14 protein-coding genes are annotated in these 13917 nt (G+C 44.2%); 10 read left to right on the forward strand and 4 right to left on the reverse strand.

From position 1 onward, the window contains the following. Window positions 1-98: 98 nt before the first annotated feature. Genes sapA through QTN95_RS00205 form a run of 6 tightly spaced genes read left to right on the forward strand, consistent with a single transcriptional unit; the run spans window position 99 to window position 6125 of the window. Window positions 99-1718, forward strand: coding sequence for an ABC transporter substrate-binding protein SapA (sapA, locus tag QTN95_RS00180; RefSeq protein WP_331415888.1), 1620 nt, complete (start codon window positions 99-101; stop codon window positions 1716-1718). Further along, window positions 1718-2680 carry an ABC transporter permease gene (locus tag QTN95_RS00185; RefSeq protein ID WP_138970323.1) on the forward strand — a complete coding sequence of 321 codons (963 nt, stop codon included), beginning with the start codon at window positions 1718-1720 and terminating at the stop codon, window positions 2678-2680. Before sapA ends, QTN95_RS00185 begins: the two co-directional genes overlap by 1 nt. Then, window positions 2667-3554: a putrescine export ABC transporter permease SapC gene (sapC, locus tag QTN95_RS00190; protein ID WP_138970322.1), complete on the forward strand. Its 888-nt coding sequence runs from the start codon at window positions 2667-2669 to the stop codon at window positions 3552-3554. The genes QTN95_RS00185 and sapC overlap by 14 nt, the downstream gene beginning before the upstream one ends. After that, the gene (locus tag QTN95_RS00195; protein WP_331415889.1) at window positions 3554-4552 is read left to right on the forward strand and encodes a peptide ABC transporter ATP-binding protein; all 999 of its coding nucleotides are present in this window, start codon (window positions 3554-3556) and stop codon (window positions 4550-4552) included. The genes sapC and QTN95_RS00195 overlap by 1 nt, the downstream gene beginning before the upstream one ends. After that, window positions 4549-5334 (forward strand): peptide ABC transporter ATP-binding protein, encoded by a 786-nt coding sequence (locus QTN95_RS00200; RefSeq protein WP_138970320.1) that lies wholly within the window; start codon window positions 4549-4551, stop codon window positions 5332-5334. The genes QTN95_RS00195 and QTN95_RS00200 overlap by 4 nt, the downstream gene beginning before the upstream one ends. An 8-nt stretch (window positions 5335-5342) precedes the next feature. After that, window positions 5343-6125 carry a DUF2927 domain-containing protein gene (locus QTN95_RS00205; protein ID WP_331415890.1) on the forward strand — a complete coding sequence of 261 codons (783 nt, stop codon included), beginning with the start codon at window positions 5343-5345 and terminating at the stop codon, window positions 6123-6125. On the opposite strand, the gene QTN95_RS00210 is transcribed toward QTN95_RS00205, so the two are convergent. Together QTN95_RS00210 and QTN95_RS00215 are read right to left on the reverse strand one after the other, a co-directional pair. Next, window positions 6122-6499 carry a DUF2750 domain-containing protein gene (locus tag QTN95_RS00210; protein ID WP_331415891.1) on the reverse strand — a complete coding sequence of 126 codons (378 nt, stop codon included), beginning with the start codon at window positions 6497-6499 and terminating at the stop codon, window positions 6122-6124. The two genes, QTN95_RS00205 and QTN95_RS00210, sit on opposite strands and share 4 nt — an antisense overlap. A gap of 67 nt (window positions 6500-6566) precedes the next feature. After that, window positions 6567-7472, reverse strand: a complete 906-nt coding sequence (locus tag QTN95_RS00215) for a manganese-dependent inorganic pyrophosphatase (RefSeq protein WP_269377291.1) — start codon at window positions 7470-7472, stop codon at window positions 6567-6569. Between the two features lie 323 nt (window positions 7473-7795). Between QTN95_RS00215 and QTN95_RS00220 the strand changes: the two genes are divergently transcribed. Beyond that, window positions 7796-9001: a putative manganese transporter gene (locus tag QTN95_RS00220; RefSeq protein ID WP_331415892.1), complete on the forward strand. Its 1206-nt coding sequence runs from the start codon at window positions 7796-7798 to the stop codon at window positions 8999-9001. A 170-nt stretch (window positions 9002-9171) separates the two neighbouring features. On the opposite strand, the gene hisIE is transcribed toward QTN95_RS00220, so the two are convergent. Both hisIE and hisF read right to left on the reverse strand, forming a co-directional pair. After that, window positions 9172-9807, reverse strand: coding sequence for a bifunctional phosphoribosyl-AMP cyclohydrolase/phosphoribosyl-ATP diphosphatase HisIE (hisIE, locus tag QTN95_RS00225; protein ID WP_331415893.1), 636 nt, complete (start codon window positions 9805-9807; stop codon window positions 9172-9174). Beyond that, window positions 9804-10577, reverse strand: coding sequence for an imidazole glycerol phosphate synthase subunit HisF (gene hisF / locus QTN95_RS00230; RefSeq protein ID WP_138970314.1), 774 nt, complete (start codon window positions 10575-10577; stop codon window positions 9804-9806). The genes hisIE and hisF overlap by 4 nt, the downstream gene beginning before the upstream one ends. 391 nt (window positions 10578-10968) lie before the next feature. Between hisF and QTN95_RS00235 the strand changes: the two genes are divergently transcribed. The 3 genes from QTN95_RS00235 to QTN95_RS00245 all read left to right on the forward strand — a co-directional run bounded on the left by QTN95_RS00235 (window position 10969) and on the right by QTN95_RS00245 (window position 13787). Further along, window positions 10969-12111: a hypothetical protein gene (locus tag QTN95_RS00235; RefSeq protein ID WP_331415894.1), complete on the forward strand. Its 1143-nt coding sequence runs from the start codon at window positions 10969-10971 to the stop codon at window positions 12109-12111. Between the two features lies 1 nt (window position 12112). Continuing rightward, complete coding sequence (locus QTN95_RS00240; RefSeq protein WP_331415895.1) at window positions 12113-12628, forward strand: hypothetical protein; 516 nt, start codon at window positions 12113-12115, stop codon at window positions 12626-12628. A gap of 400 nt (window positions 12629-13028) precedes the next feature. Further along, entirely contained in the window at window positions 13029-13787 is a 759-nt protein-coding gene (locus QTN95_RS00245) for a hypothetical protein (protein ID WP_331415896.1), read from the forward strand. The last annotated feature ends 130 nt before the right edge of the window (window positions 13788-13917 follow it).

The following is a 13917-nucleotide window of genomic DNA, read 5'->3' on the forward strand; positions in this document are numbered from 1 at the left end:
TTGCTTTGGTTACTGATTGTATTTAGTGGTAAATTATTAGGATCTTAAGGCATAATGATCAGTTCCATTATGCTTTGTCCCAGACAATTGTTCTTTCTATGAAAGCATTCATACAGTTTACATTAGGGTTATTTAGCCTCAGCCTCTTAGCTGGCTGCGGTGAAGAAATTGATCATAGCAAAATTCGTCAAAACGGTTTTGTTTATTGTGGTCAAGGCAGCCCAGCAACATTCAACCCGCAGTTGGTAGACAGCGGTATTACCTCTGAGACCTTGAGTCCCCAGATCTATAACACTCTGTTGACCTTAGATAATGATAATTACCAGCCCGTTGCAAGTCTCGCTACTGCTTGGCAAGTAAACAAACAAGGGACTGAGTACACCTTTGACTTACGTAAAGGCGTACAGTTTCAAACGACCGCTTGGTTTACGCCCTCACGCACCATGAATGCCGATGACGTTGTCTTCAGCTTCCATCGAATCATAGATAGCACCAGCCCATTTCATTATGTGGGCAGCGGCCTGTACCCTTGGTTTAGTGGTATCGACTTCAATAACCTTGTGATTGATGTGACTGCCCTTTCCGAGTACCGCGTCAAGTTTACTCTTAGCCGCCCCGACAATAGTTTTCTGTCTAACATCGCCACTAGCCATGCCGTTATTCTTTCAAAAGAGTATGCTAGTCAGTTACAGCTGCGTGATGATAAAGGCATGATCGACTCTCATCCCGTTGGTACTGGCCCCTTCTATTTGGCTGAATATCAGGTTAACGATTTGATCCGCTTGAAGAAACACCAAGGCTATTGGAAATCACAGCCAAAGATGGATCAAGTGGTATTCGATATTTCACAGCGTGGGACAGGAACGTTGGCGAAACTGTTACGCAAAGAGTGTGATGTGCTCAATTCACCGCTCTCAAGCCAGTTACCGATTATTGAACAGAGTGACGACGTTAAGCTGACAGCAAAACCTGCAATGAATATCTCTTTCGTTGCTGTAAACACCTCGCACCCAGCGTTGAATGATGCTCGCATACGCAAAGCTCTGAATTACGCGATAAACAGACAGAACATTCTCGATTCAGTCTACTATGGCACTGGCAGTCAGGCTTATTCTGTCTTACCTCCCTCGTCTTGGGCATATCAGAAAGACACTATCCAGATTCGTTACGACCGTAATTACGCCATCGCGTTGCTACGAGAAGCGGGATACAGCAAAGGGTTAGAGCTGACAATGTCAGTGCCTCTAGAGCCACGTGCTTACAACCCTAGCCCTAGAAAAACGGCCGAATTAATCCAAGCAAACTTCGCCGATGTTGGCATAAAACTCAACCTGCTAACCAACGACCGCTACAGTCGTAGTGATGTGGATAGCAACGCCAATATTGACCTGTACTTAACGGGTTGGATTGCGAATACTGGCGACCCTGACAATTTTTTACGACCGCTGCTGTCGTGTGATTCAGATCGAGTGGGTCTTAATGTATCCAGTTGGTGTAACCCAGACTTCGATTTCTTACTCGACCTAGCGCTTGAAGTCGACAAACTTCGTTACCGAAAGAATCTGTATAAACAAGCGCAAAATATTTTGAATGAAGAATTTCCTGTCATTCCACTCAACCATGGAATGCAGTTGCAAGCGCACGATAGTTCATTGAAAGGATTTAAAGTGAGTCCGTTTAACGCTCAGCCATTTGATACCGTCGAGAGGGTTCGCTAATGCTGCTCTATGCTGTTCGACGACTCAACCTGTTTATCATTACTCTGCTGATCTTGACCATGGTTGGCTTTAGCATCTTACGCCTAGAGCCCAACTCAGCGTGGGCGCTACAAGATTTTTGGAGTGGTTGGCTAACCTACCTCGGCGAGTTAATGCAACTTAATTTCGGCGTCAGTAAAACCGGCGTGGCCATCGTTGATGAGTTGAAAACCGTCTTCCCCGCAACGTTAGAACTGTGTTTGATTGCCTTTTCTATCTCTCTGTTTATTGGTATTCCCATCGGTACTCTGGCGGGTATGAAACAAGGTAAGTGGATCGATACGGCAATCTCGTTTACTTCAATGTCAGGTTATTCGGCTCCGCTATTCTGGATTGCTCTACTGATGATCATGGTGTTTTCCCTACATTTTGAAATCTTCCCTGTTGCGGGTCGTTACGATCTGCTCTATCAGATCGATCATGTCACAGGGTTTGCCATCATCGATGCTTTCTTTGCTAATGGAGCTTATCGTGCTCACGCATTGCAAAGTGTCATTGAGCATCTCATTTTACCTTGTTTAGTCCTAGCACTGGCCCCAACAACACAGGTAATTGGCTTGATGCGAACATCGGTAGCTGAAGTGATGAGCCAAAACTACATTCGTGCTGCGCGCATAAAAGGTCTCTCGACCCACGAGATTGTCACTCAACATGTACTGCGCAACGCTATCCCACCGATCATTCCAAAGATTGGTGTTCAGCTGTCTAGTATGCTCACTCTGGCGATCATCACTGAATCGATTTTTAACTGGCCTGGCATCGGTCGCTGGCTTCTTGATGCACTTTCTCAACAAGACTATGTCTCTATTCAAGCAGGGGTGATTGTTGTTGCTACCTTCGTGCTAACCGCAAACATCTTGTCGGATTTGATTGGCGCTATGATCAACCCGCTAGTAAGGAAAGAGTGGTATGCTAACCGATAACGTCTATCAAGAAGAACATATCCCAACCCAATTCGAGCGATTCTGGCGTAGCTTCCGCGCTAACAATTTAGCGATGTTCGGACTGTGGTGCCTATTATTCATCATTGTCATCACTCTGTTATCACCTTGGATCACGCCTCATGACCCACAAGCTCAAACTGGTGAGCTTTTGATCCCACCTTCATGGAATCCAGCGGGGACTGTTGAATATTTCCTTGGTACAGACGACCTAGGGCGTGACATATTGTCTCGCTTGATTGAAGGGTCAAGATTCACCTTTGGTGCCGCATTCCTTGTCACGATTATCGCCACTGTTGTAGGTTGTGTTATCGGCGTTCTCGCGGGTATGACGAAGGGTTTGTTATCAAGTACGTTAAACCATCTACTCGATACCGTGATGTCCATTCCGTCGCTGCTGCTTGCGATCATCTTCGTCGCATTTCTTGGTTTTGGCGAATTCAATATCTTACTTGCGATCTGTTTAGCCCTGATCCCACGCTTTATTCGATCCGTCTATATTGCCGTCCACACAGAAGTCGAAAAAGATTACATCATGGCGGCAAGGTTAGACGGCGCGAACGACTTCTATCTGCTCTGGAACTCGATCTTACCTAACGTACTTGTTGTGGTCGCCAGTGAAGTAACCTTGGCATGGTCTATTGCTATTTTAGATATCACTGCGCTTGGATTCTTGGGTCTGGGTGCACAAGCCCCCAGCACCGAGTGGGGTGCGGTATTGGGTGACTCTGTCGAGTTGATCTACTTGGCACCTTGGACGGTGACACTTCCTGGTCTAGCCATCATGTTTACTGTAATTGTGATTAACCTCGTTGGTGAAGGTGTTCGCCAAGCGCTAAATGCGGGGATCGAGTAATGCCGTTGTTAGATATCCGCCACCTCACTATTGAGATCGAAACACCACAAGGCATGATGAAAGCCGTAGACCGAATGAGCCTAACCATTAATGAGGGCGAGATTCGTGGTTTGGTAGGTGAATCAGGTTCAGGTAAAAGCTTGGTCGCAAAAGCGATTGTCGGTGTCTGTAAAGACAACTGGAAAGTGACCGCGGACCGAATGCGTCTCGGCAACGTGGACTTGTTGCAACTCACTCCAAAAGAACGTCGCCGGGTCATCGCACGTGACATCGCGATGATTTTCCAAGAGCCATCAACCTGCCTAGATCCATCAGAAGAGGTAGGAAAACAGTTGATTGAAGCGATTCCTTCTCGTTCATTTGAAGGAAAATGGTGGCAACGCTTTAAATGGCGTAAAAAACAGGCGACCGCTTTGCTGCATAAAGTGGGGATTAAGAATCACCAACAGATCATGCGCAGCTACCCATATGAGCTGACCGACGGTGAATGCCAGAAGATCATGATTGCAATGGCAATTGCTGCCAAGCCAAAACTGCTGATCGCCGATGAGCCAACGAACGATTTGGATCCGATTACTCAGTCGCAAATTTTGCGTCTGTTGAGTCGAATGAACCAGATTCACAATACCTCTATCCTATTGATTGGTCACGACTTAACCACTATTACTCAGTGGGCAAATCGAATCACTGTTATGTACTGTGGTCAGTCAGTAGAATCAGCCGATACCAAAAAGATACTTAGCAAGCCGAAGCACCCTTATACCGTTGCGCTACTTAAAGCGATGCCTGACTTTAGTGATTGGATCCCACACAAAGAGAAGCTGCAATCGTTGCCAGGAACCATTCCTCCATTGCAGCACTTGCCAATCGGATGCCGACTTGGTCCGCGTTGCCCGTATGCTCAGCGCCAATGTGTAGAAATACCTATGACTCGAAGAATCAAGAATCACAAGTTTGCCTGCCACTTCCCGCTCAACATGGAGAAGAAAAAAGCATGAGTGCCCTATTAGAAGTCACCGACTTATCAAAAACCTTTGTCACTCGAGCCGGACTCTTTCGTAAAAAAGTTCACGAGGCGGTGAAACCTGTCAGCTTTAGTCTTGAGGCAGGGCAAACCATTGGCTTTATCGGACAGAATGGCTCAGGGAAATCGACCTTAGCACGTATGCTATCTGGCGTAGTCGAACCGACATCGGGCGAAATAAGAGTCAATGGTGAACGCTTAGAACATGAAGATTACTCGACACGCTGTAAACTGATTCGAATGATTTTCCAAGACCCAAATACCTCATTAAACCCGCGCATTCAAATTGGTCGCATTCTGGAAGGGCCTTTGAAACGAAATACCAGCATGCCTCCTGAAGCGCGAATCAAACGTGTCAAAGAGACGTTACTGCGTGTCGGCCTGTTACCTGAACACGCGTACTTCTATCCGCAGATGCTTGCGACTGGTCAAAAGCAGCGTGTTTGTCTTGCGCGAGCGCTGATATTGCAGCCATCCATTATAGTCGCGGATGAAGCCCTAAACGGTCTCGACATGGCAATGCGTTCTCAAATCATTAACCTGTTTTTGGAATTGCAGGAGGAAATGGGCGTTTCCTTCATCTATGTATCGCAGCATATCGGCGTAGTAAAACACATTACCGATAAAGTGATGGTGATGCACGAAGGTGAAGTGGTAGAAAGTGGAGAGACTCATCAGGTACTCTCTTACCCAGAACACCCTATCACTCAAAGATTGGTAGAGAGCCATTTTAACAAGGCAACCTGCTTCAAATAGGATACGAGATGCTAAGGATAGCGTTAATCAGTCTACTCTCTTTCACGCTGCCTTCTGCGGCGCTCGCTTATTCCAATCAACAGACTTGGCTTGATACTCGCTTTGTCGAGAGTGCATTTGTCAATGTCGCCTTACGCAACGAGTATTCCTCAGGGAAAAAGCCTCTGGTGAAATGGAACAAGCCAGTGCGCATCTGGGTCGATCATAGGGTTGCTGACAGCGAACTGCATGATGAGTTAACCAATGCCCACATTCGTCATCTTGCCGCGATCACTGGCCACTCTATTACCCGAGTTTCATCACGTGAACAGGCAAACATTATCTGGATTTTTACTCAGGAATCTCAGTGGCGTGAGGACATTGAACGTGAACTTGGCAAGCCTGCCTTGGATAATGTTTATGGTGCCATTTGTAAAGCGGGGTATCGGCTCAATCCCGATAGCTCTATGTCTGGTGCCGCCGTCATTATTCCTGTCGACCAAGCAAGAGAACACGGTAAACTGCTCGCTTGTATTGTTGAAGAAATCACTCAGGTCATGGGATTACCTAACGATTCAGAAAGTGCATACCCCTCTATTTTCAACGACCAAACCCCTGAAGATCTGCTGTCTCCACTGGATGTTATACTGCTCAAGTTACTCTATGAACCCGAATTAAAGGCGGGAATGAGCGAACAGGAAGCGAAACCAGTCGTTGCTAACATTTTGCGTAGATACAAAAAAAACGGCACGCTGGAACGAGCCGTTTCTGTTGCTAAAAGTGGCGAACTATTTCAGCTCATTGGCTACTAATTAGCGCGCTTTTTTAGTTCAAATTCGAATTCATCAGGACAAAGAACGACCCCTTCTTCGTTGTCATTAGGGAAAACAACAACTGACAACTCATCATCTTCCAGACCATGCGTCCAACGGCTAAACCATTTTGCAGTCGATATTGATTCAGCTTTGCAATGTTCCCAGTCCCCCGTTGCCCATTGAGTTGCGAACTCCTCGTGAGGCCAAACTGGGACACAGTCTTCATCTTCTGTATTGAGCATTACGCAGCCATGTTCATCGGTCAGAATCCATACTTGACGATGTTTCGCGATCTCTTTAATACAGTAATTAAATCGCTCATCAGGACGCATCTTGCTAACGGTTTCTAACTGCTCTTTAGATAGTGACATTTTTGTTCCTCTAAATAAAACGCCCACGGCGAAAGCCATGGGCGTTTAAAATTCATTGAGCTGGAAATTAAGCCAGTTCAGTTTGAAGCCAAGGCCAGCCTTGTTTCTTACGGCTTAGAGTGTTTTCCATCATAAGCATGCCATCTTTCTCATGCTTAACAAGCTTCTCTGCCCACTCACCCTTATAAAGTAGGCGAGTTTGCGCTGTTGTGATGTCGGTTAGCATTACTGCTGCAAACGCTAGGCCTTCTTCAGAACAACGGCGCTCTAGGTCCGCTTCTAGTGCATCGATCATGCCGTCTACTTGCTCTAGTGTCGCAAGTTCAACCTGACCAACTACAACGTCACGACCGTTGAATGGGTAACCTTTTAGATCTTTTTCTACAAGTTGTGCCGCAGAAAGACCTTCGATATCTGTTTTAGCGATCAGTAGATCTTTAATGAATGCATCAACATCACATACATCAGCGATTTTTGCTAACTCTTCAACGGCATCTTTGTCTTTCTGAGTGCATGTTGGAGAAGCGAAACCTACTGTATCAGATAGGATAGCTGACATCATAAGCTTAGCAATTTGAGGCTTAATCTCATGACCTTCAATCTTAAACATGTTGAACAGTACAGTGTTAGTACAACCAACAGGCCAGATCCAAGCTTCCATTGGGTTCACTGTCATCACATCACCTAGACGGTGGTGGTCAACGATACCAAGAATTTCTGCTTCAGCCACATCATCCGGTGCTTGTGCTAGATCTGAGTAGTCTACTAACCAGATTTTTTCACCCGCTACCGAAGTACGTAGTTCAGGAACTTCTGCACCCGCAACTTCAAGAATATGTTGGGTTTCACGGTTAATCTCACCTTGGCGAATCGGCATAGCTTCAACACCACGAGCTTTCAGTAGCTCTGTCGCTACCAACGCACTACAGATACTATCGCTATCAGGGTTCTTGTGACCTACAACTAGAATCATCTTTTTTCCTATCTGACTAAATTTCTTCCCATACGATGGGTCATTACTCACGAGGGCAATATTTTACCTGATTCTGATAATTTGTCATCGCCTAGGCGAGAATATTTCGGCATAAGCAATGACTATTCGATTCATTGCACACCGCTCAACAATTAAGTTTAGCACTTATCACACTCTTTCGTGGTTGAAGCGTCAAAACCCCCTTAGTCTCAAATACGCATCATCTTGCTACCCCCCATCATCAAGGAAAGTTAAAAATCATTATTGAAAATAATTCTCATTAGCATATTATTGATAATAATTCGCATTAAGGTTCGATATCTATGAGTCACTCACGCCTTTTACAAACCTTGCCGAACTGGCTAACACTGGCGCAGTTCGCCCCAGCTTACAAACGCTTGCTGCTGCCCGTTGCTTTAATTGTGCTTGTGGTTAATCCAACCACTAGGCTGGTTACTGTCAACACCCTATCAGACGCCTTCTGGGCTGTATCGAGCTACGTTGCCGTTACCCTCGCGATTTATCACTATCTATCGGGCTTTTTCAGTCAAGACAACCGCATTGTTAACCTTTATCAAAACTCACGAAATCATCAAGTTTTGTTTGCCGCACTACTTGGCGCGTTGCCAGGTTGTGGTGGTGCGATTATCGTCACCACGCAGTTTGTCAGTGGGCGGGTTGGATTTGGCGCAATCGTTGCGGTACTTACCTCGACAATGGGGGATGCGGCGTTCCTTCTCCTCGCCAGTAAACCGGATATCGGTTTTGCGATTATCGGCCTTGGTGTAATCGTGGGCTGTGTTTCTGGCTGGATGGTGAACGAGATCCATGCCGACGACTTTTTACGACCCGACACTCAACGAATCACCCCTAGCGCAGATGTGTGTCGCATCGCGACCAGACGCGTTGAACTGCATGCCATCAATCTACAAGGAGTGTTTTGGAAGTGGCTATTGGTTCCAGCAACCGCCATCGCCTTTATGGGATCTTTTCAACTCGACATCAATCAAATACTCAGTTTGCCAACCATGACTATTGAGTGGATAGGAACGATATTGATCATCAGTAGCACTCTGCTCTGGTCTCTCACTAAAGAGATAAAAGACTACGAATCTACCGTGGCAGAAGATGCAAAGCAGGTCTCATCGCATCCTATCCAGAAGGCGGCACAAGATACCAACTTTGTCACGGCTTGGGTGATCATTGCGTTTATGGCGTTTGAACTGTTTAGCTTCTTCGGACAAGTCGATATATCGACGAGCTTCGCTGGTTTAGGCGCTTGGATGCCCCTAATCGGTCTTGCTGTTGGGCTACTGCCAGGATGTGGGCCGCAAATTCTGGTAACCAGTCTCTATATTGCTGGCGTGGCGCCACTGTCCGCTCAACTAGCCAATGCGATATCTAACGATGGAGATGCGCTCTTTCCTGCTATCGCACTCGCTCCTAAGGCAGCACTAGTGGCGACCATTTATTCAGCGATTCCGGCATTTCTCGTCGGTTACGGCTACTATTTTCTATTCGAAATTTAGCACTATCAGTGCCTAAGGCTAGGTCATAAGACCCAAATAGTGCCCCACTAGAGGGCGCACCTATTATGTTATCGATGAAGCGCGAATATATCCTCGATGACAAAAAAAAGCCGCTTGTTCAGACTGCGGCTTTTTGTTTGACTTTTTTCGGTACGTCTATGTCGCCGAAACTACTTATGACGTTCCTTTAATTTGTTGATGACGTCATTCATCGACAAGCCCTGATCTTGAAGCAGAACCATCAAGTGATAAATAAGATCTGCAGACTCACAGATTAACTCCGCCTTATCGCCCGACGTCGCCGCAAGCGCGACTTCAACGCCTTCTTCGCCCACTTTTTGCGAAATACGCTTGGTACCACGGGAATATAAGTGTGCAGTATAAGAAGACTCAGGGTCGGCGTCCTTGCGGGCAGCCAGTAGCTGCTCAAGTTGATGAAGCCACACCATTTGAGTCTCTTCTTGCTGATCGGCATCCCAACACGTTGTGGTTCCCGTGTGACAAGTTGGACCTATAGGATCGACTTTAACCAGTAACGTATCGTTGTCACAGTCAAGGGCAATATTCTTCAGTTGCAGAACATTTCCGGACGTTTCGCCTTTGGTCCATAGACGCTCTTTAGTTCGAGAAAAAAACGTCACCTGTCCCGTTTCCCCGGTTTTAGCCAACGCATCTTGATTCATGTAGCCCATCATAAGGACTTGGCTAGACTGAAAGTCCTGGACTATTGCTGGAACCAATCCATCCACCTTATCCCAATCAATTCTCTCTGCCAGTGTATTCACTTCCGCTGCGGTAAAACTCATAAACGCACCTCTACACCTTGTTGTTTCAGATACTGTTTTAGCTCACCAATGTTGATGACCTGCTTGTGGAATACCGAAGCCGCCAGCGCACCATCTACATTCGTTTTTTGGTATGCCTCAGCAAAGTGCTCCATTGCACCTGCGCCGCCGGAGGCAATCAGTGGTACTTTGCAAACTGCACGTACCATATTGAGTTGTTCCAAATCGTACCCGTTGCGAACACCATCTTGGTTCATCATATTCAATACGATTTCACCAGCACCACGCTGTTGTACTTCTTGTACCCAATCACGTGTTTCCCATTGAGTCGCTTTCGTACGCGCCTCATCACCCGTAAACTGATAAACCTGATACTTGCCTGACGCTTGGTCAAAGTAAGAGTCGATACCAACGACAATGCATTGTACGCCAAACTTATCCGCGAGATCGGTAATTAGCTGTGGATTCGCTAACGCCGGTGAGTTGATCGAGACCTTATCTGCGCCAAACTCTAATATGCGAGCGGCATCTTCGGCGGACTTAATGCCACCAGCGACACAGAAAGGAATATCAATCACTTCAGCCACTCGTTTAACCCAACTCTTGTCTACGACACGACCATCGCTCGAGGCAGTAATGTCATAAAAAACAAGTTCGTCGGCACCCTCTTCAGCATAACGCTGAGCAAGCGGTACAATGTCGCCGATGATTTCGTGATTACGAAACTGCACGCCCTTGACTACTTGCCCATCACGCACATCAAGACACGGAATTATTCGCTTTGCTAACATAAACAACACCTCTCAATAGGTTGTTGTTTTAATTGAATTAAAAATAAAAACACCAGAAACTCCATTTAGGGTTTTGCATCATATTTACATCACAATATATTACAAACAACTAATAACTAGTGACTAAAAATGCAAGATATGACTAATTATTCAAACACTATATAACAGTTTTAGTCTCATTTCATGTGCTATTGTTTTCGCGTTACGCCCACCGCAAGCGGTGAATATAGCGACTATTCAGCTTAGCGCTTCTTCTTAGCAGCTCTCTAATAAACGAAGATTGTCCTTAATGTGTAACTACGTGTATATTCCACTATTGGGATAGGTATTATAACTATCTGAAATCTATATTTTTAATGACAAAAAGCACAATAGCGAGTGAGAACTACATATGGATAATGGGCTAATTACTTTTTTTGAAATCGAAGAGTGTGGGTTCTATAGAAGTCAAAAATTAGGTAGCTCTAATAAACGTTCATCTGTACACGTACAAGGTGATCTAGAAGAGGCTCTAGACAAAGTCACTGAGTGGGCGAAGCAGAGAGATTTTTGTAAGACCCTTCCTTTCGATTCAGCGTCACACCCTAACCGTTCGCATGTTTACTTCAAAGATTACGCTCTATCAGAAGAAAACGGAGATAGATTGATTGTTTTTTGTAAAGCCTTTTCAAACGACGAAGGTAAATTGAGCGGTTTTGTTCAAGATTCAAAAGTTGGCAGCAATAGCGGTGACGTCATCCAAGTCGAGAAGAACGCGCAAGGAAAGAAACTAATCTACGGCGCACCAATGTATTTCTGGTACATTCCAGAAAAGAACTTAATAGCTTCAATTAAGTTTCCACATTCGACGGTCAACACTGAAGAGATGTGCTGGTACATAAAGAGAAGCATTGACAATTTTATCCCTGATGAAAGTAAAGTTGTACACAACTCAACTCAGTACAACCATTTCGCTAACCAAGATATTGATCGTAAGAACGTCACTTACAAGTCACCCTGTGGCAAATACTCAACAAAGTTTTCTTTCAAAACGAAAATGAAAGAATTGACAATTGATGATATATCCCCTGACCACTTAGCCCCTTACATCACTCACTTAGTCATCAGAGAAACCATCTCTTCAGAAAAGAAAATTGAGCAAAACCCAGCTTTGTCATTATGGAATAAAGTCAATAAAAAACGAACATCTACAAAGCAGAAAAAGCATGTGGAAATTATCGAAGAAGCTACCGTTACTGCTGACGAATTGCGAGATATTCTCAAGGTTTACAATGAAGAAAATGACGGGAGTGAGAGCTCTGAAAACCTATCTTGGAATGACATAGGCTTTAGGACAAACGATGAAGACACAACCAAGTGGTTTAGTAACTATGTTGACCGAAGAAAAATCACACTAGACCCAACACAAAAAATGGACAGTAGCTATTACCCTGCTAAAACGGTCATGATTACTTTACAAGACGTTCGTGACTCACTGCTAAACTTCTCTAAAACAGGTGCAGCAGAGCAGTACAATCGTAAGTATGGGAATTAGAATGAAACACAAAAGCATACTCTTCCAAGTCACATATGTAGCCATAAGTGTATTCATAGCTTACTTAGGTAGACACTTTATTACCCTAGCTGATTTGAAGGATTTAACGAGTACCTTACAAAATGTGTCTGCGGCTGTTTTTACGCTAGCAGGAATCTGGGTGGCTTATAGTTATCCAGAAGCGATTGCCAGGTTTACCAACCCAAAGAAATTCAGCTTGATTAAAGGTACGGAGCAAACCCAAAGAATCCGCAGCCTTGTTTTAACAATATTTTCATCTGCTTTTGTGTTGGTAGGAATTGTTTTGTTTAACTTACTGTCTCCATACATCCAACACCTCTTTAAGACATTTGATTTGTATCCTTATATCAGGGTTGCTGGGATTTCAGTGATAAATTATCTGGCATTCATACAACTACAAGCAATAGTGAGAATAATGAGTAACAACCTAGAATTCATCTATAGCCTGATGAAAGTTAAAGCAGAGAATGAAGCTCACGATGATTTGAGTAACTAATAAGTTGAGCTAGGTTTCGATTTATTAGTGTTAAAGTTTTTCTGCCTAGCTAAACATACGCAATGAAGGGGCTTAATCATGCAACTAAATGATTAGACTGAACACTATCTGTCGATTCCAAGTTAAGATTTCATCTGCTAGCTGCAAGCAGTGGTGTAATGAACACTCTTGGTAAAGTACTCGCTCTTTCCCATTTTCGAGCACAAACGACGCATCTTAATTTATCCCATTGCCTACATTGTTATTCACAGCTGCTGAAAGGTGTAACCTAGAACTATATAGCTATGACTTAGAGCTTTGTCCTTCTTAGACAGCTAAATTTTGATGTTTATATAAATCAAAACTGACTTTAAATAACATTGCATTCGGCATGATTCTAACCATCTTTTAAGGAACAGACATGTACACTACATTAACGAATAATCAAACTTCAAAAGAGTACACTAGATATCAGATAGAGGATGAAGTCACAAAATATGGTGTATCTTGCCACGTTGCAAAGCCTTTTGAGTTTAATGATGTGCAGAAAAAGCTGGGTTATAAAACTTCGCTACTAATGCTAAGCATGGCAAGAAACCCACATGTAAGCGCCTCTGGATTAAAGGACATAATCGACATTTCATCATACTTCACGAATTACCCTTCATTTCGGGTCGTTAGCCTCAATACTCAAAAGACCTATCCGCAGTTTACAATAGAGACTAACGAAGAAGATGGAATATTCAAAGATGACTTGGCCGCATACCCCAAAATTACGCATTTCTTTCGAATAATCCCCGAACTAAAAATACCTAAAACTACACTTGGGATTGACTCCAATAGCACATATGAACTTGATTTAGTAATAGAGTTAATCCTAAACCTAGATGGCGCAGAACATACTTTGGCTAGTGTGGTCGTTGAATGTGATGGCCCAACACACCTTGAAAGCGATAAAGTGAGAGCTGATAAATTAAGGGACTCGCATATCCAAAGTTTAGCTTTTACAGTATTTCGCATTCAAAGTGTTAACACTCATTGCTACACGATAAAAGTGCAAAGGGAGAAAACATATCAAGAGTTAATGGCTCATATAAGGAATATCCAAGAGCATTTCAGGAATCGTCTATTTGCGTACCTTAGTTCTGCCCCACACCTATTCCGTGCAATCCAACCATAATTTCATCCATAGTGCTATTACTAATAGGGACTACTGAAAGTTCTGTATTTGAGAGGCGAAATCTGCCATTTGATATCTAAGTTCAGATTGAGCGTGGCAGGTACATTTTAGAGGCAAGCAGTATTTTGCT

This window comes from Vibrio sp. M260112, from assembly GCF_036533775.1.
Classification (GTDB): domain Bacteria; phylum Pseudomonadota; class Gammaproteobacteria; order Enterobacterales; family Vibrionaceae; genus Vibrio.